This is a genomic window from uncultured Porticoccus sp. (assembly GCF_963975625.1).
In the GTDB taxonomy this organism is placed as follows: domain Bacteria; phylum Pseudomonadota; class Gammaproteobacteria; order Pseudomonadales; family Porticoccaceae; genus Porticoccus.
Map to the genome: position 1 here is coordinate 222358 of NZ_CAXBHS010000001.1, position 20041 is coordinate 242398.

The following is a 20041-nucleotide window of genomic DNA, read 5'->3' on the forward strand; positions in this document are numbered from 1 at the left end:
CTTCCAACCCTGAAAGACGTTTCACTCAACAGAAATTTGTGGCGCCCGCTAGTGGCGTGTAAAATGTGCCTCCTTTTGCCTCCATAAGCTCGGTTGGGCTTTTTTGGTGCTGTAACCAGCTGTTTTTATTTGTATTTTACCTAGAGTTATATTATGTCCACTGGCCTCTACCGGTTAGATGAGTTCAAAGATAACTGTGGCTTCGGTTTGATTGCCCATACCAAGGGGCAGGCGAGTCACCGTATTCTGGAAACAGCCATCGAGTCATTAACCTGCATGACCCACCGTGGTGGTATTGCCGCCGATGGCAAGACAGGTGATGGCTGTGGTTTGCTGATACAAAAGCCCGATCGTTTCATGCGGCAGCTTGCTCGTGAGCTCTTCTCTGTGGAGTTGCCAGAGATTTATGCGATTGGTGCGATCATGCTCAGTCAGGATGCCTCCTGTCGTGAAAAAGCCAAAACAGTGCTCTCTGAAGCATTGCTTGGCGAGGGATTATCGGTGGTCGGTTGGCGCCACGTGCCTACCGACAATGCCTGCCTCGGTGAAATCGCGCTGGAAACATTACCCGTCTTCGAGCAGGTCTTTGTTACCGCCGGCGAGATGAGTGAGCAGCAGCTCAATGCGGCGCTATATATGGCGACTCGGCGAGCAGAAAAAGCCCTGGTTGAGGACGAAGCGTTTTACATTGCGAGTCTTTCCACCAATGTCATCAGTTATAAAGGCTTGATGATGCCGGTGGATCTGCCAAAGTTTTATCCCGATCTGGCAAACCCCGAGCTCGAGACAGCCATTTGCGTCTTTCACCAGCGGTTTTCCACCAATACCATGCCCCGCTGGCCCCTGGCGCAACCCTTCAGAATGCTTGCCCATAATGGGGAAATCAATACCATTACCGGCAATAGAAACTGGTCCGTAGCGCGCACACCCAAATTTGAAACTGCCTTGCTGCCGAAACTGGGTGAGGTCAGTCCACTGGTCAATCGTACCGGTTCGGATTCCTCCAGTCTGGATAATATGCTCGAGGTGTTAGTTGCCGGTGGTATGGATCTGCATAAGGCCATCAGATTGCTGGTGCCGCCTGCCTGGAACAATACCCAAGATTTTGGCCCCAATGAAAGAGCTTACTTCGAATACGTTTCCATGCACATGGAGCCCTGGGATGGTCCTGCTGGTCTGGTGATCACCGATGGTCGTTATGCCGTCTGTACGCTCGACAGAAATGGCCTGCGTCCTTCCCGCTGGGTATTGACGGATGACGATGTCATAACTGTTGCCTCCGAAGTGGGTGTTTACAACTACAGTCCGGAGAGCGTTGTTGCCAAGGGTAAGCTTGGCCCGGGTGATATCCTCTCGATTGACACATTGACCGGCGCTATTATCGATTCAGAAGAGGTGGATCGCCAGCTGGCCTCCGGTAATCCTTACCAAAAGTGGTTGAGGGATGGCAGTGTCAAAGTCATGTCGACGATGGATCAGGATTCCATCGAAGTGGAAGGCGCGCTGACCCGCGAAGAAATTTATAAATACATGAAAATGTTTCTCGCCTCTCGCGAGGAGCGTGATCAGGTACTCAGACCGATGGCGGAAGGTGGCCAGGAAGCAGTAGGCTCGATGGGGGACGATACGCCGATGGCGGTGTTGTCCAGTAAAAACCGCACGCTTTACGATTACTTTCGCCAACAGTTCGCCCAGGTAACCAATCCGCCGATCGATCCTCTGCGCGAATCGCTGGTGATGTCTTTGCAGACCCATCTCGGCCGTGAACACTGCCTGTTTACGGAAACCGAGGAGCATGGCCACCGGGTAAACCTTAACAGTCCCGTGCTGTCGCCACGCAAATATTACGCGCTGAAGAATATCAATATCGCGGACTACCCGGTTCAAAAATTTGGAATTAATTACGATCCTGAACAAACCGACTTGGAGCAGGCGGTCAAACGCTTGTGTCTTGATGTTGAGGCGGCGGTTCGCTCGGGTATTGGTTGTTGTATTTTGTCTGACTCCGACATTGTGCCAGGACAGTTGCCCATGCCCATGTTGATGGCGGTGGGTGCGGTCCACCATCACCTGATTGCTGTGGGGGAACGCTGCAATGCCAATATCATCGCCAGCACGGCCTCGGCGCGGGATGCGCATCAGATTGCTGCGCTGATCGGGTATGGCGCTTCGGCGGTCTACCCCTACCTGAGTTATCACATCCTATGTGATCTGGTGCAATCCGGTGAATTGCTCAGTGACCTCGATGTTGCCTTTAAGAACTATCGCAAGGCGATTAATAAGGGGTTGTTGAAAATACTCTCCAAAATGGGTATTTCCACGATCGCATCCTACCGGGGCTCCCAGTTGTTTGAGATCGTGGGGCTGTCATCTGAAGTGGTCGACCTCTGCTTCACCGATACACCGAGTCGTATTCAGGGTGCTGGGTTCGAAGATCTGCAGCAAGATCAGCAGCGACTTGCGCGGGAAGCCTGGAGTGATCGGAAGCCCGTTAACCCGGGTGGTCTCCTGAAATATGTGCACGGCCAGGAATATCATGCGTTTAATCCCGATGTGGTCCAGGCGTTGCATCGCTCTGTGCAAAATAACGATTATGCGGCCTGGCACGACTATGCCGCGCTGGTTAATCAGCGTCCGATAGCAACACTGCGGGATTTGCTGAAGTTACGTGACGATATCGTACCTTTGCCCATGGCAGAGATTGAGCCGATCGAAAAAATCATCAAACGTTTTGATTCGGCGGGTATGTCGTTGGGCGCATTATCACCGGAGGCGCATGAAGCCCTTGCCGAGGCCATGAATACCCTGGGCGGACGCTCCAATTCCGGCGAAGGTGGTGAAGACTCGGTACGCTTTGGTACGAACAAGGTTTCGAAAATCAAACAGGTTGCCTCCGGTCGATTTGGTGTGACACCGCATTATCTATCCAGTGCAGAAGTCATCCAGATTAAGATTGCCCAGGGCGCCAAGCCGGGGGAAGGTGGCCAATTGCCGGGTGGTAAAGTCAACGAATTGATTGCCCGGCTTCGCTATTCGGTCCCCGGTGTGACACTGATTTCGCCACCCCCTCATCATGATATCTATTCTATTGAGGATCTGGCCCAGCTGATTTTTGATCTGAAGCAGGTTAACCCGACCGCTCTGGTATCCGTGAAACTGGTATCAAGGCCGGGGGTGGGAACGATTGCTGCAGGTGTGGCGAAAGCCTACGCAGACCTGATTACCATATCGGGGTACGACGGTGGCACTGCGGCCAGCCCCTTGACCTCCATTCGTTACGCGGGCTCCCCATGGGAACTCGGGTTGTCGGAAACCCATCAGATGTTGCGAGCCAACGATCTGAGAGGGAAAGTGCGCGTACAAACAGATGGCGGCTTGAAAACCGGGCTGGATGTTGTCAAGGCGGCTATCCTGGGTGCCGAGAGCTTTGGTTTTGGCACAGCCCCGATGATCGCCCTAGGCTGCAAGTATCTGCGTATTTGCCATCTCAATAATTGTGCAACGGGCGTTGCTACCCAGGACAAGACACTCCGGGAACAGTATTACCTAGGTACCGTGGAAATGGCGCGTAATTTCTTCCGTTTCATGGCAGAAGAAACCCGCGAGTGGATGTCGCGCCTCGGGGTCAGGAGTCTTGAAGAACTCGTGGGGCGGGTGGATTTGCTGGAAGTATTACCCGGCGTGACGGAAAAACAGAAAAAGCTCGACCTATCGCCGATTATCTACACTGATGAGCTGTTACAAAGCAAACCGCAGACCTGCCAGGTTTCAAGAAACACGCCATTTGACAAGGGGTATCTGGCAGAGCGTATGGTTGAGGATATACTCCCAGCAATTGAGGCAAAGTCAGGCGGAGAGTACCACTACTCCGTCAGTAATTGTGATCGTTCTATTGGTGCGCGCTTGTCTGGTGAGATCGCCAAGCGCCATGGTAATCAGGGGATGGCCGACGCGCCGGTGAAATTGAATCTTCACGGCGTCGCAGGACAATCACTGGGTGTCTGGAACGCGGGTGGACTGGATATTTATTTGCGGGGGGATGCCAACGATTACGTCGGTAAGGGAATGGCTGGCGGTAAAATTGTCATTGCGCCGCCCGAAGCCAGTAGGTTTTCTTCAAATCAGGCACCGATTATTGGCAATACCTGCCTGTATGGTGCCACTGGTGGAAAACTATACGCCGCCGGCCGTGCAGGTGAGCGTTTTGCGGTGCGCAACTCGGGTTGTATCACGGTGGTTGAGGGTGCTGGACACCATTGCTGTGAGTATATGACGGGAGGCGTAGTGGTGGTGCTAGGCAATACTGGTCCGAATTTCGGTGCAGGCATGACCGGTGGCTTTGCCTATGTGCTGGATGAGGAGAGAACTTTTGTCGATCGCTATAATATGGAGCTGGTCGATATTCAGCGTATCACCAGCGAGGCAACCGAGGCCTATCGCCACAATCTGGAAAGTCTGATCAAGGAATTTGTGGAAGAAACTGGTAGTGCCTGGGGGCAACAGGTCCTCGAAAACCTGGAGAGCCTCCTCAATAAATTCTGGCTGGTCAAGCCCAAGGCTGCGAGTCTGCAAAGCTTGCTTGAACACACTCGTGCTGCACCCCAATAAGGCTGTTGTTGAGTAAAGGTTTCCACTTATGACGCAAAGATTGAACAACAATTTCCAGTTTGTGCAGGTAAGTAGAGAAGAGCCCGGAAAAAAGGGATTGCTCAGTCGCACCCGGGAATTTGTCGAAATTTACGAGCCATTCGAACAAAAGGAGGCCGCCAGTCAGGCACATCGCTGTCTGGATTGTGGTAATCCTTACTGTGAATGGAAGTGCCCGGTTCACAATTATATCCCCAACTGGTTAAAGCTATTGTCTGACGGCAATATTCTTGAAGCAGCGGAGCTTTGTCATCAGACCAATACGCTCCCCGAGGTCTGTGGACGGGTATGTCCTCAGGACAGGCTTTGTGAAGGCGCCTGCACCCTGAATGACGATTTTGGTGCTGTTACCATTGGCAGTGCGGAGAAATACATTACCGACACCGCTTTTGCCATGGGTTGGCGTCCAGATATGTCCAACGTGTCGTGGACTGACAAACGGGTAGCTATCATCGGGGCTGGGCCAGCGGGTCTTGGTTGTGCCGATATTCTAGTACGGGGCGGTGTTCGACCAGTCGTATTTGACCGCTACCCGGAAATTGGGGGCTTGCTGACTTTCGGTATACCGGAGTTCAAGCTTGAGAAGTCGGTGATGCAAAATCGCCGTGTCATCCTTGAAGATATGGGTGTGGAATTCAGACTCAACACCGAGATTGGCGTCGATGTGACCATCGACCAGTTGCTGGAAGAGTACGATGCCATTTTCCTTGGCATGGGTACCTATAAATACATGAAAGGTGGTTTTCCCGGGGAAGACCTCCCCGGCGTTTACGATGCGCTTCCTTTTCTGGTGGCCAATGTCAATCGCAACATGGGTTGGGAAAAGAACCCTGACGATTTTATTAGTGTTGCCGGGCAGAGGGTCGTGGTATTGGGCGGTGGTGATACTGCCATGGACTGTAATAGAACATCCATTCGCCAGGGTGCGACCTCGGTGGTGTGTGCCTACCGGCGAGATCAGGAGAACATGCCGGGTTCCCGTCGTGAGGTGAAAAACGCCCAGGAAGAAGGAGTGCAGTTCCTGTTTAATCGCCAACCGGTTGAGATTGTTGGCAATGGTCGTGTAGAGGGCGTTAAAGTGGTTACTACAGAGCTGGGTGAACCGGACGAACAAGGTCGCCGTCGGCCCACGCCCGTTGCGGGAAGCGAAGAAATTCTGCCGGCAGATGTCATCCTGATTGCGTTTGGTTTTCAGCCTGATCCCGCCCCCTGGATTGGCGAGAAAAACGTTCAGCTCAATGACTGGCAGGGCGTCATAGCGCCCGAAGATCAGTGCTTCAAGTTTCAGACCAGCAATCCAAAGATTTTTGCCGGGGGTGATATGGTGCGTGGTTCGGACTTGGTGGTGACCGCAATTTGGGAAGGGCGCCAGGCAGGGGAAGGTATTCTGGATTACCTGCAAGTTTGACCACAAGGCTCCAAACCAATGGCTCTACTAAAAAATGATCGTTTTCTTCGGGCCCTGTTGCGCCAACCTGTCGACGTAACTCCGGTATGGATGATGCGTCAGGCGGGCCGGTATTTACCAGAATACCGCCAGACCCGTTCCTCAGCCGGGGATTTTATGGCTGTCTGTACCAATCCCGAGTTAGCCTGCGAGGTCACGCTCCAGCCACTCGAGCGCTACCCACTAGATGCGGCAATTCTGTTCTCGGATATTCTCACTATCCCGGATGCCATGGGACTGGGGCTCTATTTTGAAGCTGGAGAAGGGCCGCGTTTCAGGAAACCGGTCAGAACCGAGGCGGATATTGCCGGTCTCCAGGTGATTGATCCAGCCAGTGATCTTCCCTATGTGCTGGATGCCGTGTCTACAATTCGTCGTGAACTCAATGGTCGGGTCCCTTTGATCGGGTTTTCCGGAAGCCCCTGGACGCTGGCAACGTATATGATTGAGGGCGGGAGCAGTCGCGACTTTGCCCGCAGTAAAACTATGCTCTATGACCAGCCACAGTTGCTTCACCAACTGCTTGAGAAGCTCGCAGAGTCGGTGATCGCCTACCTCAACGCGCAGATAGAAGCTGGCGCACAGGCAGTACAGATTTTTGATACCTGGGGTGGTGCTCTCTCCCATACTGCTTACCAGGAGTTTTCGCTCAAATACATGAGCAAGATTGTTGCCGGTCTGACCAAACACAGCGAGGGTCGAGAGGTACCGGTGATTCTCTTTACCAAAGGTGGAGGACAGTGGCTTGAAGCCATTGCGGATTCAGGTTGTCATGCGGTCGGATTGGACTGGACGACACATATTGGTCATGCTCGCCAACGTATAGGCGCCAAAGTGGCGCTCCAGGGAAATATGGATCCGGCAACACTTCGTGCGTCACCTGAAAGAATTCGTCAGGAGGTTGCCAGTATCCTCGGTCAGTATGGCAGTGGCGAAGGTCATATATTCAATCTTGGCCATGGAATCACGCCAGACATCAGCCCCGAGAAGGCTGGAATTTTTATTGACGCAGTTCACAGTTATTCAGTGAATTACCACAAGTAAATCTAAATAGGCTGACCAGTTGTCTCATAATTAGACCGACTGTGCATTCCCGGTTGCTATTGCTTCGTATCAGAATACTCTTTAAAGGATGAAAATAGCCTTGTGCAAAGGCTGTATGACAACAAGGCTTTATTTAAATTTATAAACTTGAGTGTGCATCAGTATGAGCATCAAGCAGGTCAAGGTAAGTGTCGCAGACATCACGATGGGGATGTATGTCTCTTGTCTTGATCGTCCCTGGAGTCAGACACCCTTTCCCATTCAAGGCCTCCTTGTTAAAAGTCCCAAGGAGATCAGTGCGCTGCGCAACTACTGTGAATACGTGTATATAGATGTTACCAAGGGCTCAAGTCCGGCAGTTGCTGTGCAGCAACCATCGAAAGCCGGACCCAGGGCGTCCCCTGCTTTATCCTCCAGGGCGAGAGGTCTGGCCGCTGAAGCATCGCCAATTGACGTCAAGCGTGGTGTATATGGGAAGGTTGTCCCTCTTACCGAAGAGGTGCAGTACGCCGAAAAGGGTTTGATGCAGCTCCGTGGCCATTTTGCCCTGGCCGTAAAACAAATCGCCAAAGGCCGGGACTTTGATTATCAGGGATTGAAAGATTCCGTAGGGGACATGGTCAACAGCGTTGTCAGGTGCCCCGATGCCTTTACCTGGCTGTTACGGCTTCGCCTCAAAGACCAGCACAGCCATGACCACAGTATGCGTTCAGCCTTATGGGCAGTGCAATTCGCCCGCTTTGTCGGTATGCCAAAAGAGGAAATGTCAGTGCTTTGCCTCGGCACACTGCTGAAGGATATCGGCAAAATTAAATTGCCCAACGGACTGTTGCGGAAAAGAAAGCGTACGCTCGAAGAAGTCACTGAATACCAAAAATTTGTCGACTACGGTGTTGAGATGTTACGCAGTAGTAATGTTGAACCACGCGTTGTCTCTGTGGTGCGTTTTCACTGCGAGCGTCACGATGGCAGTGGGTTTCCAGAGGGGTTACAGGGTGGAAAAATTCCTCTATTGGCTAGGATTGCCGGTATAGCGACAACCTACGATGCTATTTCAAATCCCCGCGAAGCTGAGGCGCCGGTGGCACCATCCAGGGCGGTGAGCCTGCTCTATAATCTACGGGATAAAAAGTTTCAGGATGATCTGGTGGTGCAATTTATCCAGTCGATCGGCCTCTACCCTACAGGTACGTTGGTGGAGTTGACGACCGGAGATGTCGGTATTGTTGTCGAACAACATGCGGAATCCCGTTTGACGCCAAAGGTTGCGGTGTTGGATCCGAAAAACACGCAGGCCTCAGGGGCCTATATTCTGGTTGATCTCAAGGATGAGGGTATATCCCGGAGAATTCTGGAGAAAAGTGGTCAGTCAAAAGCAAAATCCGTTTCCAAGTTAGCTATTGCAAGAGATCTCGATTTGTCCGGTTACGATGTGGACATTGCCGCTGTCAGTGGCATTTTTATGAAAAATGCACAACGGGTAATGGAATCGGTTGTTTCTGATGATGCCAAAATTGAAACGCCAGCTCGTCAGGGCGGGCTATATGCCACGCTTCGGGATCGGTTTCGTCTCTGATGGGACTGCGGGATTCAATTTGGATTACCTTATAACCGACCCATTCTTTCCCCCATTTGAACTGTGGTTCCAGGCCCGCAGGTTTCATCCCAACTCGCTGAATTTTCTTCAAATAATAGAATAACAGTTGAGCCAAATTTGAATCGGCCCATTTCTTCCCCTTTTTTTAGAGCGACTTGGTTATCCGAAAACTGCTCTGTTTTCAGTTTCCCCGGGGAGTAATTTCCCCATACAGTCTCAATGCCTGCTACCAGCATAGCGCCTACCATGACAATGGCACAAGGACCTCTTTCTGTGTTGAAAAAACTTACCAAGCGTTCATTTCGGGCAAAAAGGCCATCGATATGCTGGGTTGTCGTGGTATTGACAGAAAACAGTTTGCCGGGGATGTAGCGGCAATACTCCAGTGATCCGTGAATGGGCATGTGTACCCGGTGGTAATCTCGGGGAGACAGATAAATGGTTGCAAACTGCCCATTAAGGAATTGTTCGCTCCGAGGGCTGTGCTCGCCCAATAACGCGTCCACTGAAAAATGCCTGCCCTTCGCCTGGAAAATACGTCCCTGGGTGATTGCCCCCAGCTGACTGATAGTGCCATCCGCCGGTGAAACGATACTTCCCGGTGTGTCGTCAAGTGGGCGCGACTCGGGTTTCAGTGAGCGCGTGAAAAAATCATTGAAACTGGTGTAGTCATTGTCGGAACTGCCGACTGCTTCATCCATATTCACGTTATAGGTTTTGATGAATTGTCGGATAAGCAGGTTTTTTGTCCGTGGGTGGGTGCTCTCAGCCAGTTTTGACACCAGCCGGGACAGCTGGTGTTGTGGGGTCAGCCGTTGCAGGGCAACAAACCACTCGGCAAGGAAATCATTCACCGCCCCTGCTCCACGGGTGTGTCGGATCGATTTCCCCACTCCCACCATGAGCCATCGTAGGCGCGAATATTACTGAAACCCAGCAGGCGGGCTACTAGATAGGTAAAGCCTGAACGGTGATGCGACTGGCAGTGGGTGATGGTGGGTTTATCGGGAGAGATGCCCACTGAGGTCAGGTATTCGAGGGCATCCTGACGAATCCGCATATTGCGTTCGCGATCCATCAGGCTGGTCCACTCGCAATGAATAGCACCGGGAATATGGCCGCCTTTCTCGGCCATTACCTTTTCTCCCGTATATTCCTCAATACTGCGGGCATCCCAGATTTGTACATCATTGATAGCATCCAGAGCCATGATATCCTCGGCGCTGACAATCGCTGCTCGATCAACATTCGCCTCGAATTCGGCCACTTCGGGTGGAGGAACTTCATCGGTGGTGGGGAAACCCTCGGCGTACCAGGCAATGAGTCCGCCGTTGAGGTACGACCAGTTTTGATGGCCGATAACATCGAGTGTCCAGATCAACCGACCTGCCCAGCCACCTCCTTCATCATCGTACACCACTACATGTTTGTCGGCTGTCAGTCCGATTCGACTAAACAGTGCGTCCAATTGCGCGGGGGAGGGCAGTTTGTTGGGCCATGGTTGGCCGCCATTCATCAGTTCCTTGGTTGACACATGCACAGCGCCGGGGATATGCCTCCGGCTGTATATTTCATCTTTGCAAACATCAATCAGCAGGATGTCAGGTCGTTCAAGCAGTTCAACCAGTGACTCCGGTTCCAGTAACTTAGGTAACTCAGTCATAATTGCTCCCATTCATGCGAGGCGCGATTGTAACATCAAAAACCCCATGGCTTTACTGCTGGTCAGATTCCAGGCTCTGTACAATTTGCTGGTAGCTACTGAAGCGAGTTGCGCTAATGCTACCGGAAGCAATGGCCTGGAGCAGAGCACAACCGGGTTCTCCCTGATGCCGACAGTCGCGGAATCGACAGTAGCCAAGAAAAGCTCTGAACTCTACAAACCCCTCTGCGATGGCGTCTGGTTCAAGATGCCAGAGTCCGAATTCGCGGATACCCGGCGAATCGATCACTTCTCCACCACTCGGTAGATGAAAGAGTTGTGCTGTGGTCGTGGTATGTGTCCCTTTTGCTGCGCTCTCCGATAGTGCTCCCACAGCTGCTTCTGTTCCAGGGGCGATGCTGTTCAGCAATGAAGATTTACCCACGCCCGATTGCCCGACAAAGACACTGGTGCGCGTGCTCAAATAGTCTGTGAGTTCGTCAATGCCTTTTCCGGTATGAGCCGATACCAGCAGGCAGTCATACCCCAGCTTTTTGTAATCATCCATCAGGCTGACCAGTGTTTCGTGCTGATTTTCGGCAATCAGGTCAATTTTGTTCAGAATCAGGATGGGTTTAATACCCTGGCGTTCAGCAGCGACCAGGTAACGATCTATCAGGTTGGCATGGGGTTCGGGAAAAGGGGCTATGACAACAGCAATACAGTCGATATTGGCTGCAACTGGTCGCAGCTTGCCGCGGTTGTCGGGTCGGCATAGTTCAGAGCTACGGGGGCTGATGGCTACCACCACGCCATTGGATTCTCCATTCTGCCAGGTGACCCGATCTCCGGTGACAATAGAGGGCAGATTGGCTCGCAAATAGCAGCGGTGTACCTCGCCTTTGTGCTCGTCGGACTCCACTAATACCCGGTTGCCATAACACGCGGTAATTCTGCCGGTTTGTTCAGGACCAAGGCCATCTGTAGTCGTCTGGCTCTCCGGCGAATCCGGTCTGTCAGTGGACGACTGTGCTCGACGCTGGTTCTCCAGTATCCGTCGGCGCTGTTGTTTGGTTAAATGACGCTTGGACAATATTTCTCCTCTTCTTGCCCGGACAGCCGCAGTGGCTGGCTTAGTTGCCCCGGAGGATATAGCATATGTTCAACCGGGGACAGGCACAAAAGATGATTGATTTTCAGGAAATTTACCAGTCACTAGCGGGGTTTATCCCGTTGCTGGTGGCCTTGGTTATCATAATATTGGGATTGTGGCTCGCCAACTGGCTGCTGTTGCGTCGCGCGGGTTTGTCCACTGAGTCGAAGCTTCCCGGTCAGGTGACCATGTTGGCGCTGACGGCGTTGGCACTGGTGATTGTTATCCTGGTGTTACCCGTGAGTGAATCCACTCGCGGTGATCTGTTGAGCCTGCTGGGGCTGCTGTTGTCCGTTGTGGTGGCTATCTCATCGACAACCTTTGTTGCGAATGCCATGGCGGGTTTGATGTTAAGGGCAGTAAAAAGCTTCCATCACGGTGACTTCATTCGTGCTGGCGAGCATTTTGGCCGCGTCACTGAGCGGGGCCTGTTTCACACCGAAATACAGTCCGAAGATCGTGATTTAATTACTTTGCCAAACCTGTTTCTGGCGGCGAACCCGGTCATAGTCATTCGTTCTTCTGGTACTATCATTTCCTGTGATCTTTCGCTGGGCTACGATATCCCCCATTATGAAATCGAGCCTCTGCTTAAAGAAGCGGCATTGTCAGCAGAGCTGGAAGAGCCGTTTATGCAGATTCGGGCACTTGGCGACTTTTCCGTCAGCTACCGAATTTCCGGTTACTATGAAGAGGTAAAGCACCTGTTGACGATGCGGAGCAGATTGCGTCGCGAGGTGCTGGATAAACTTCATGGTGCCGGTATCGAGATTGTATCCCCGGCATTTATGAATCAGCGTCAGTTCAATAACGGCGAGAGGTTTATGGCGCCTGCCAAGCAGGCCGTCTCCGTTGAACCACCGGAGACGGCACCGGAGGCCCTTATTTTTGACAAGGCCGATCGGGCAGAGAAGATCGGAACCCTGGAGCATGAAATTCAGGAGACTACAGAAAGGATCAAGACACTGAAGGGACAGCTCCCGGGCTCGGGTGATTCCGAAACGGACGAACTCAATGCCGAAATCAGCCGCAGCGAGGAGCGCCTAGTGCATCTTGACAATATAATCCGCATAGCAAAAGAAAAGCCTAATGAATGATATGACTACAGTCAGGCACCCCCTCAATCTGATCTGGATAGATCTGGAAATGACGGGCCTTGATACCGAGACAGATGCGATTATCGAGATCGCTACGCTCGTCACCGACAAGGACCTGAATGTTCTGGCAGAGGGCCCGGTGATGGCCATTCACCAACCGGAAACCATGCTGGCGGGGATGGATGAGTGGAATACACGTCAGCACGGTCAATCGGGTCTGACAGAGCGGGTGCGCAACAGTACAACGACGCTGGCAGAGGCGGAGCAGGCGACCATTGCCTTTTTGAAACAGTTTTTGGATGAACGGCAATCGCCGATGTGTGGCAACTCTATCTGTCAGGATCGCCGTTTTCTGGCGAGACAGATGCCGTCGTTGGAGGCTTTTTTCCACTATCGCAATCTGGATGTCAGCAGTGTGAAGGAGATCATCAGACGCTGGCGACCTGAGTTGATGAAAGGCTTCAATAAACAGAGTTCACATCTCGCCATGGCAGATATCAAGGATTCTATTGCCGAGCTGACCTACTATCGGGATGTCTTTTTTGTCATGGAGTCGCAGGCGGAATAATCAAACCTTTGTCTCGGGGGAAGGACTGGTTCTCATTCCAGGTCAGTCTTTAGCGATTGAGGGTATTGATGATTTTTCGTTTGCGCCTTTTCTGTTGCTGATGTTGTCCCAAGGCCCAAGCCACATGCTCTCTCACCATCGGCGAACTATGTGACTCGCGGCTTCGCAAGGCGCTGACCACTGTCTCCGAGGTGGGCGCGTTGCCAAGGCCAACGGCTAGGTTCCGGAGCCAGCCCTGATAACCCACTCGCCTGATGGACGACCCTTCGGTCTTTTTGAGAAATTCCTGTTCACTCCACAAAAAAAGTTCAGCGAGTTCGCGGTTGTCCAGATTGTGTCGGGGCGTGAAATCTTTCTCGTCACTCAAAGATGCCGCTTTGTTCCAGGGGCAGACGGCCTGACAGTCATCACAGCCGAATACCCGGTTGCCCATCGGTTCGCGAAACTCCTCTGGAATGCTGCCTTTCTGCTCTATGGTGAGGTAGGAGATACAGCGTCGCGCATCCAGGACATAGGGCGCCGGAAACGCATCGGTCGGACAGACTTTCAGGCAGGCCTGGCACTCCCCGCATTGATCTGTCTCGCTGGATTGGTCCACCGGTAGCGGCAGACTGGTATAGATTTCCCCAAGAAAAAACCAGGAGCCGGCCTGGCTGTTAATCACCAGGGTGTGTTTGCCCATCCAGCCCAACCCGGCTTTCACGGCGAGGGGTTTTTCCATAACCGGTGCGCTATCGACAAAGGGGCGTTGTACCACGGCTCCCGGTACGGCTTTCTCGATCTCTTTAGTGAGCGTTGTCAGCCGATTGCGGATCAGTTTGTGATAGTCGCGGCCCAGCGCGTATCGGGAGATGTAGGCTTTGCTCTCATCTTTCAGCGTCGCGATCATATTGCTGTTATCGGTCAGATAGTCCATTCTGACCGTGATAACACGAAGTGTCCCGGGAAGTAATTGTTCCGGGTGGTAGCGCTTCTCGCCGTGTTCACTCATCCAGCGCATCTCTCCCTGGTGGCCCTCCGCCAGCCAGTCATTCAGCTGATGTCCGGTTTCAGATAAGTCTGTGTCGGTGATCGCCACCTGCTGAAAACCGAGCTGCCTGCCCCAGTCTTTGATGTCCAGAGCAAGCTGTGTGTAATCGATCTCGGGTGTTTCACTGGACATAGTCGAACGGCCGTGGTGAGTTGACGTATAATTTTGCCAGATATTCTCGGGATAATCGGTATTTTATGTACCAGAATTTGCCAGTGCCATTGTTTACGACCGGCCAAGCCCGTCAACTGGATCAGGCTGTCATCCAGAACGGTACCCCGGGCATCAAATTGATGAAGCGGGCGGGTTATGCCACGTTCCAGAAAATTCTCAGTCACTGGCCGGGATTGCCGTTGACGGTTTTCTGTGGTGCGGGAAATAACGGTGGTGACGGCTATATCGTGGCGGCGCTGGCGGCCGAGGGTCAACTGCCTGTTCGGGTGATTGAGATGAGCTCGCCCGGGAAACTCCGTGGTGATGCGTGCACAGCGTTTGAGTATGCACGTGATGCGGGTGTGACGATGGTCCCGTTCAGTGATTGCCTGGATCTGTCGGCGGGTGTGATTGTGGATGCCCTGCTGGGCACAGGGTTTTCCGGTGGGGTTCGCGAGCCCTATGCCCAGGCTATCCGATTAATCAACCAAAGTGGTTTGCCGGTTGTCTCGGTGGATGTTCCCTCGGGTCTTTGTGCGAATACGGGTGCTGCTATCGGCCCTGCTGTCGAGGCGAACCTTACGGTCACCTTTATTGCTCTGAAACAGGGGCTTTTTACCGGCCGGGGGCCGGCCCTCTGTGGAGAGCTGGTTTACAGTGATTTGCGTGTTTCCGAACAAATTCTGGCGGCAGAGCCTCACCCGGCTTATCGCCTTGAGCTGGATCTTCTGAGGTCGACCTTGCTGGCGCCCCGTCGACGTGACGCTCACAAGGGGACCTTTGGCCATGTACTGATTATTGGCGGTGATCGGGGTTTTGGTGGGGCGGTAAGTATGGCCGCAGAAGCTGCATTAAGGGTGGGGGCCGGGCTGGTAAGCGTTGCAACCCGGACCGAACATGTTGCAGCGCTATTGGCGCGCCGCCCCGAGTTGATGGTGCGAGCGGTGACCTCGGGACAACAACTTCGGCCGTTGCTGGACCGTGCCACCGTACTGGTCGTCGGCCCCGGCCTTGGGCGATCGCCCTGGTCCGAGCAACTATTGCAGCAGGTGCTGGATACGGCATTGCCGGTCGTTCTAGATGCCGACGCATTGAATATCCTCAGTGAGGCTCGACTGACTTCAGGCCATTTGCCATCAAACTGGATAATTACCCCTCATCCGGGTGAGGCCGCGAGGTTGCTGGGTATCACTGTGGAGGCTGTGGAGGCCGACCGGTTTGCCGCTGTGCGTGCTCTACAGCAAACATTTCAGTGTGCGGTTGTTCTGAAAGGGGCTGGTTCATTGGTGTGTCTTGACCCCGGGCTGCCAGTGGCGGTTTGTACCGGCGGCAATCCGGGTATGGCCAGTGGCGGTATGGGCGATGTCCTGAGTGGTATTATTGGGGGATTAATTGCCCAACGGTTGTCGGCGGACATGGCATTGCCGCTGGCCGTGTGCCTGCATGCCGAGGCCGCCGATCGAGCAGCAGTGGAGGGCGAGCGAGGTATGCTCGCTACGGATCTGCTGGGCCCTCTGCGGCGCCTGGTGAACCCATGAGTCAAACAGTGGTCAAGGTGCTCTCAGGTGAGCAGGCAATGGTGGAGTTCGGGCGCCAGCTTGGTAAATTAATAGTCGCACCGATGCTGATTTTTCTGAGGGGTGATCTGGGCGCGGGCAAAACTACCCTGTGTCGCGGTATTCTTGGTGCGTTTGGCCACAAGGGGCCGGTAAAAAGTCCAACTTATACACTGGTAGAGCCCTATCAGTTCGGTGGTGATGGATTGGTTTATCATTTTGATTTATATCGGCTGGGGGATCCCGAGGAATTGGAATTTATCGGTATTCGTGATTATCTGTCGCAAGGTGGCTGTTGTCTTGTGGAATGGCCAGAACGCGGTGCAGGCATGTTGCCATTACCGGATCTGCAGATCACGATAACCGCCGTTGAGGATGGCCGTCGTCTGAGTATTACCTGTAATACCCCGAAAGGGGAGACCGTTCTGGCTTCCCTGCCGGAACCGGGTTGAGGGCAGCATTTTGTTAAAAGCGCGAATCATCGTATCTGTTCTGTTCCTGCTGGTTGGTGTCTGTCAGCCCTTGGCCGCGGCCACAGTGGATGGTGTTAGGCTGTGGCGCGCGCCAGATCACACGCGATTGGTTTTTGATGTCAGCGGGCCGGTGAACCACACCGTTTTTGATCTTGATAACCCCCACAGACTGGTGGTTGATATTGACCGGACTACTCTGGAAACCCCATTTACCGGACTGGATTTCTCTACTTCACCGATTACCGGGATTCGCAGTGGTGTGCATGAAGGACATCATCTGCGAATTGTGCTGGACCTCAGTGCTCCGGTGAGGCCGCGCAGTTTCACCCTGGTGAAGAATGAGCAATATGGGCACCGGTTGGTCCTGGATCTCTACGATCGTGTAATAGGCGATGCCCGTAGTACCGCAGAGGAATCAGTTAAGCCGCCCCCCCTGGGGCAGCGGGATGTGATCATATCGATTGATGCAGGTCACGGTGGTGAAGACCCTGGAGCTTTGGGCCCCAACGGCATTCGTGAAAAAGAAGTAGTGATGTCGATCAGCCGCGAGCTAAAAAGATTGTTTGATCAGACGCCCGGTTTCAAGGCTCGGCTTGTCAGGGATGGTGATTACTATATTGCACTGCGGGATCGGACGCGCATTGCCCACGAACATCGTGCAGACATGTTTATTTCGGTCCACGCAGATGCCTTCACCAAACCTTCGGCCAATGGTGCCTCCGTATTTGCCCTGTCCCGTCGGGGTGCTACCAGTGAAACGGCCCGCTATCTGGCCAGTAAGGAAAATCGTGCGGATTTAATCGGTGGTGCCGGTTCGGTCAGCCTCGACGACAAGGATCATATGCTGGCCAGCGTATTGCTCGACCTGTCCATGACCGCGACCCTCAGTAGCAGCCTGGATGCCGGGTCGGAAGTGCTGAAATACATGGGGGGTGTTGCCCGACTTCACAAAAAGCGTGTGGAACAGGCGGGCTTTATGGTGCTTAAATCGCCTGATATTCCTTCCATTCTGGTGGAGACCGGATTTATCTCCAATCCTCATGAGGCGCGCTTACTGGGTACCCGCGGCTACCAGCAGAAAATAGCCAGATCAATATATAACGGAATTCACCAGCATTTCAGCAAGGCGCCGCCCTCAGGGACGCTGTTGGCTGCGAGAAAGTCGATGGGTGAAAATGTCCATGTGATCGCGAGGGGTGATACGCTGTCCGATATCGCCCTGAAGTACAATATTTCCGTCGATGCATTGCTCAGGCATAACGGACTTACCAATACCCGTATCAACATTGGTCAGCGCCTTAAAATTCCCTCTTCATAAGAATTGTTTCATGCCCAAAATACATCTGCTCAGTCCCCGGCTAGCCAATCAGATAGCTGCTGGAGAAGTGGTTGAACGCCCGGCGTCTGTGATAAAGGAGCTACTGGAAAACAGTATTGATAGTGGTGCCAGTCGCATTGACATCGATGTGGAACGGGGCGGCATTAAATTGATGAGGGTACGCGATAACGGTTCCGGAATGGCGGCAGATGACTTGCCTTTGGCACTCAGTCGGCACGCCACCAGTAAAATTGAACAGCTTGATGATCTTGAGTCGGTCGGGACTCTGGGGTTTCGCGGTGAGGCTTTGGCCAGTATTTCCTCTGTGTCACGGCTGGCAATTGCCACCAATGACCAGAATAGCGGCCCGGGCTGGAAAGCCGAGGCCGAAGGTCGTGATATGGCCGTGAATCTGGCCCCGGTCGCCCATCCACTGGGCACCACAGTTGAGGTGCGCGATCTGTTCTTTAATACACCGGCCCGGCGCAAGTTTCTGCGAACCGAGGCCACCGAGTACAAGCGTATCGACGAAGTCCTCCGCAAGCTGGCCCTGAGTCATTTCGAGATTGATTTTACCCTGCACAATAACGGCAAGGCCGTGCATCATTTCCGCGCCACCACCAGTCAGGCAGAACAGGAACGACGGGTGGCCGCTATTTGCGGCCCGGCGTTTATGGAAAATGCGCTCTATCTTGATCTGGAGGCCGCCGGGTTGCGACTCTGGGGCTGGGTGGGCTTGCCAACGTTCTCGCGCAGTCAGGGGGATCTTCAGTACTTCTACGTCAATGGTCGCAGTATCCGCGATAAGCTGGTCACCCATGCGGTGCGTCAGGCCTATCGGGATGTGATGTACCAGGGACGCCACCCGGCGTTTGTCCTCTATCTGGAGGCGAATCCCGCAGAGATTGATGTCAATGTGCACCCCACCAAGCACGAGGTGCGTTTTCGCGACAGTCGGACAGTACACGATTTCCTGTTTCGCAGCCTGCACCGTGCGATCGCGGATATCCGGCCCGGTGATACCCCGGCTGCACAGGTTGCCATCACTGAGCAAACGCCCAGTGAGCCCCATTGGCGCACACCGGTTGAACAATCGGCAATGGGCTTTTCGGCACAGCAAACGTTCGGGACCAGCGAGGTGGCAGAGCCCATGACCGCCTACGTTCCCGGGACTGAGTGGCAGGACAAGCAGCTACATCCTGAATCCGAATCGGACGGCTCCTCCCCCCCTTTGGGTTACGCTATCGCCCAACTGAAGGGAATTTATATTCTGGCCGAGAATGCAGAGGGGCTGGTACTGGTCGATATGCATGCGGCCCATGAGCGAATTACCTATGAGCGCATGAAGCAGGCCTTTGACGCTCAGGCGCTTGTCTCCCAGCCCTTGTTGGTGCCGATTACCCTGGCGGTAAGCCAGTCAGAGGCGGACGGGGCAGATGAGCACTCGATGCTGTTTGAAAATCTGGGTTTTTTACTGCAGAGAGCCGGTCCGGAAAGCCTGATTGTGCGGCGGGTGCCCGCCATGCTCCGCGATGCCGATGTCGAGCCGCTAGTGAGAGACGTGCTGTCTGATCTCCTGAAGCACGGTAGCAGTGATCGTATTCGGCAGCATCTGGATGAGATCATGTCGACGATGGCCTGCCATTCCTCGGTACGGGCCAACCGCAAACTGAGTATTACCGAAATGAATGCCCTGTTGCGCGATATGGAGGCCACAGAGCGTAGTGGTCAGTGTAACCATGGTCGACCCACCTGGACGCAGATGTCACTGGATGCACTGGATCGACTTTTTTTAAGGGGGCGTTAGCCTGTGATCCGGACAATCGGAAATATTCTGTGGTTTGTGCTCGGCGGTCTGGTGATGGGGCTTGCCTGGTGGTTTATTGGCCTGATCGCCTTTATCACGATTATCGGGATTCCATGGGGTAGATCCTGTCTGGTGATTGGCCAATTTACAATGTGGCCCTTTGGCCGTGAGGCGATCAGTCGCAGCGAGCTCCGGCAACGGGAAGATATTGGCACAGGTTTGCTGGGCCTGTTCGGTAATGTGATCTGGTTTCTGCTGGCGGGATTCTGGTTGGCGGTTGCCCATATCATGGTGGCGTTGGCGCTATTTCTCACCATCATCGGCATTCCATTCGGGATTCAGCACTTGAAACTGGCGGGCATTGCCCTGGCGCCGGTGGGAAAAACCATTGTTTTCAGTGATGTCGCCAATGTGGCAAGGTCGAGATAGTCTGATAGGTCACGCGGAATTTTTTTCAAGTATGACGTGAAAGAATCATTGCCGTCAGGTGACATGACGCATCTGTAACG

At 53.4% G+C, this 20041-nt stretch carries 15 protein-coding genes; 11 read left to right on the plus strand and 4 right to left on the minus strand.

The features are described from left to right. Window positions 1-153 precede the first annotated feature (153 nt). The 4 genes from gltB (at window position 154) to AACZ64_RS01090 (ending at window position 8714) form a co-directional block, all read left to right on the plus strand. The gene (gene gltB / locus AACZ64_RS01075) at window positions 154-4608 is read left to right on the plus strand and encodes a glutamate synthase large subunit (RefSeq protein ID WP_036858436.1); all 4455 of its coding nucleotides are present in this window, start codon (window positions 154-156) and stop codon (window positions 4606-4608) included. 28 nt (window positions 4609-4636) lie between these two features. Then, window positions 4637-6055, plus strand: a complete 1419-nt coding sequence (locus tag AACZ64_RS01080) for an FAD-dependent oxidoreductase (RefSeq protein ID WP_036858435.1) — start codon at window positions 4637-4639, stop codon at window positions 6053-6055. An 18-nt stretch (window positions 6056-6073) separates the two neighbouring features. Next, a complete protein-coding gene (gene hemE / locus AACZ64_RS01085; RefSeq protein WP_036858434.1) occupies window positions 6074-7138 on the plus strand; it encodes a uroporphyrinogen decarboxylase in 1065 nt (354 codons plus the stop codon). 163 nt (window positions 7139-7301) lie between these two features. Further along, window positions 7302-8714, plus strand: coding sequence for an HD-GYP domain-containing protein (locus tag AACZ64_RS01090; protein ID WP_051921093.1), 1413 nt, complete (start codon window positions 7302-7304; stop codon window positions 8712-8714). A gap of 29 nt (window positions 8715-8743) precedes the next feature. On the opposite strand, the gene asd is transcribed toward AACZ64_RS01090, so the two are convergent. From asd to rsgA, 3 genes are read right to left on the minus strand one after another with little or no spacing between them, the layout of a single operon-like run. After that, the gene (gene asd / locus AACZ64_RS01095; protein ID WP_036858433.1) at window positions 8744-9589 is read right to left on the minus strand and encodes an archaetidylserine decarboxylase; all 846 of its coding nucleotides are present in this window, start codon (window positions 9587-9589) and stop codon (window positions 8744-8746) included. After that, window positions 9586-10398, minus strand: coding sequence for a rhodanese-like domain-containing protein (locus AACZ64_RS01100; protein WP_036858432.1), 813 nt, complete (start codon window positions 10396-10398; stop codon window positions 9586-9588). Before AACZ64_RS01100 ends, asd begins: the two co-directional genes overlap by 4 nt. Before the next feature lie 52 nt (window positions 10399-10450). Then, a complete protein-coding gene (gene rsgA, locus AACZ64_RS01105) occupies window positions 10451-11470 on the minus strand; it encodes a small ribosomal subunit biogenesis GTPase RsgA (RefSeq protein WP_036858431.1) in 1020 nt (339 codons plus the stop codon). Window positions 11471-11535: 65 nt separating this feature from the next. On the opposite strand from rsgA, the gene AACZ64_RS01110 reads away from it, so the two are divergent. Together AACZ64_RS01110 and orn are read left to right on the plus strand one after the other, a co-directional pair. Next, window positions 11536-12627 carry a mechanosensitive ion channel domain-containing protein gene (locus AACZ64_RS01110; protein WP_272993415.1) on the plus strand — a complete coding sequence of 364 codons (1092 nt, stop codon included), beginning with the start codon at window positions 11536-11538 and terminating at the stop codon, window positions 12625-12627. Between the two features lies 1 nt (window position 12628). Then, window positions 12629-13195, plus strand: coding sequence for an oligoribonuclease (gene orn, locus AACZ64_RS01115; protein ID WP_036860940.1), 567 nt, complete (start codon window positions 12629-12631; stop codon window positions 13193-13195). A 49-nt stretch (window positions 13196-13244) separates the two neighbouring features. On the opposite strand, the gene queG is transcribed toward orn, so the two are convergent. Further along, entirely contained in the window at window positions 13245-14357 is a 1113-nt protein-coding gene (gene queG, locus AACZ64_RS01120; RefSeq protein ID WP_036858430.1) for a tRNA epoxyqueuosine(34) reductase QueG, read from the minus strand. 65 nt (window positions 14358-14422) lie between these two features. Here queG and AACZ64_RS01125 point away from each other — a divergent pair, with 65 nt between their 5' ends. From AACZ64_RS01125 to AACZ64_RS01145, 5 genes are read left to right on the plus strand one after another with little or no spacing between them, the layout of a single operon-like run. Further along, window positions 14423-15916 (plus strand): NAD(P)H-hydrate dehydratase, encoded by a 1494-nt coding sequence (locus tag AACZ64_RS01125; RefSeq protein ID WP_293613859.1) that lies wholly within the window; start codon window positions 14423-14425, stop codon window positions 15914-15916. After that, window positions 15913-16386 carry a tRNA (adenosine(37)-N6)-threonylcarbamoyltransferase complex ATPase subunit type 1 TsaE gene (gene tsaE / locus AACZ64_RS01130; RefSeq protein WP_036858428.1) on the plus strand — a complete coding sequence of 158 codons (474 nt, stop codon included), beginning with the start codon at window positions 15913-15915 and terminating at the stop codon, window positions 16384-16386. The genes AACZ64_RS01125 and tsaE overlap by 4 nt, the downstream gene beginning before the upstream one ends. A 7-nt stretch (window positions 16387-16393) precedes the next feature. Continuing rightward, complete coding sequence (locus AACZ64_RS01135; protein WP_339639663.1) at window positions 16394-17725, plus strand: N-acetylmuramoyl-L-alanine amidase; 1332 nt, start codon at window positions 16394-16396, stop codon at window positions 17723-17725. A 10-nt stretch (window positions 17726-17735) separates the two neighbouring features. Beyond that, a complete protein-coding gene (gene mutL / locus AACZ64_RS01140; protein WP_036858426.1) occupies window positions 17736-19532 on the plus strand; it encodes a DNA mismatch repair endonuclease MutL in 1797 nt (598 codons plus the stop codon). A gap of 3 nt (window positions 19533-19535) precedes the next feature. Next, complete coding sequence (locus AACZ64_RS01145; RefSeq protein WP_293613858.1) at window positions 19536-19961, plus strand: YccF domain-containing protein; 426 nt, start codon at window positions 19536-19538, stop codon at window positions 19959-19961. Window positions 19962-20041 lie beyond the last annotated feature (80 nt).

Excerpts from the sequence above, each read along its gene's own strand:
- gltB (WP_036858436.1), top strand. The coding sequence starts at position 154 with ATGTCCACTGGCCTCTACCGGTTAGATGAGTTCAAAGATAACTGTGGC.
- AACZ64_RS01080 (WP_036858435.1), top strand. The coding sequence starts at position 4,637 with ATGACGCAAAGATTGAACAACAATTTCCAGTTTGTGCAGGTAAGTAGA.
- hemE (WP_036858434.1), top strand. The coding sequence starts at position 6,074 with ATGGCTCTACTAAAAAATGATCGTTTTCTTCGGGCCCTGTTGCGCCAA.
- AACZ64_RS01090 (WP_051921093.1), top strand. The coding sequence starts at position 7,302 with ATGAGCATCAAGCAGGTCAAGGTAAGTGTCGCAGACATCACGATGGGG.
- AACZ64_RS01100 (WP_036858432.1), bottom strand. The coding sequence starts at position 10,398 with ATGACTGAGTTACCTAAGTTACTGGAACCGGAGTCACTGGTTGAACTG.
- AACZ64_RS01110 (WP_272993415.1), top strand. The coding sequence starts at position 11,536 with ATGTTCAACCGGGGACAGGCACAAAAGATGATTGATTTTCAGGAAATT.
- orn (WP_036860940.1), top strand. The coding sequence starts at position 12,629 with ATGACTACAGTCAGGCACCCCCTCAATCTGATCTGGATAGATCTGGAA.
- queG (WP_036858430.1), bottom strand. The coding sequence starts at position 14,357 with ATGTCCAGTGAAACACCCGAGATCGATTACACACAGCTTGCTCTGGAC.
- AACZ64_RS01125 (WP_293613859.1), top strand. The coding sequence starts at position 14,423 with ATGTACCAGAATTTGCCAGTGCCATTGTTTACGACCGGCCAAGCCCGT.
- tsaE (WP_036858428.1), top strand. The coding sequence starts at position 15,913 with ATGAGTCAAACAGTGGTCAAGGTGCTCTCAGGTGAGCAGGCAATGGTG.
- mutL (WP_036858426.1), top strand. The coding sequence starts at position 17,736 with ATGCCCAAAATACATCTGCTCAGTCCCCGGCTAGCCAATCAGATAGCT.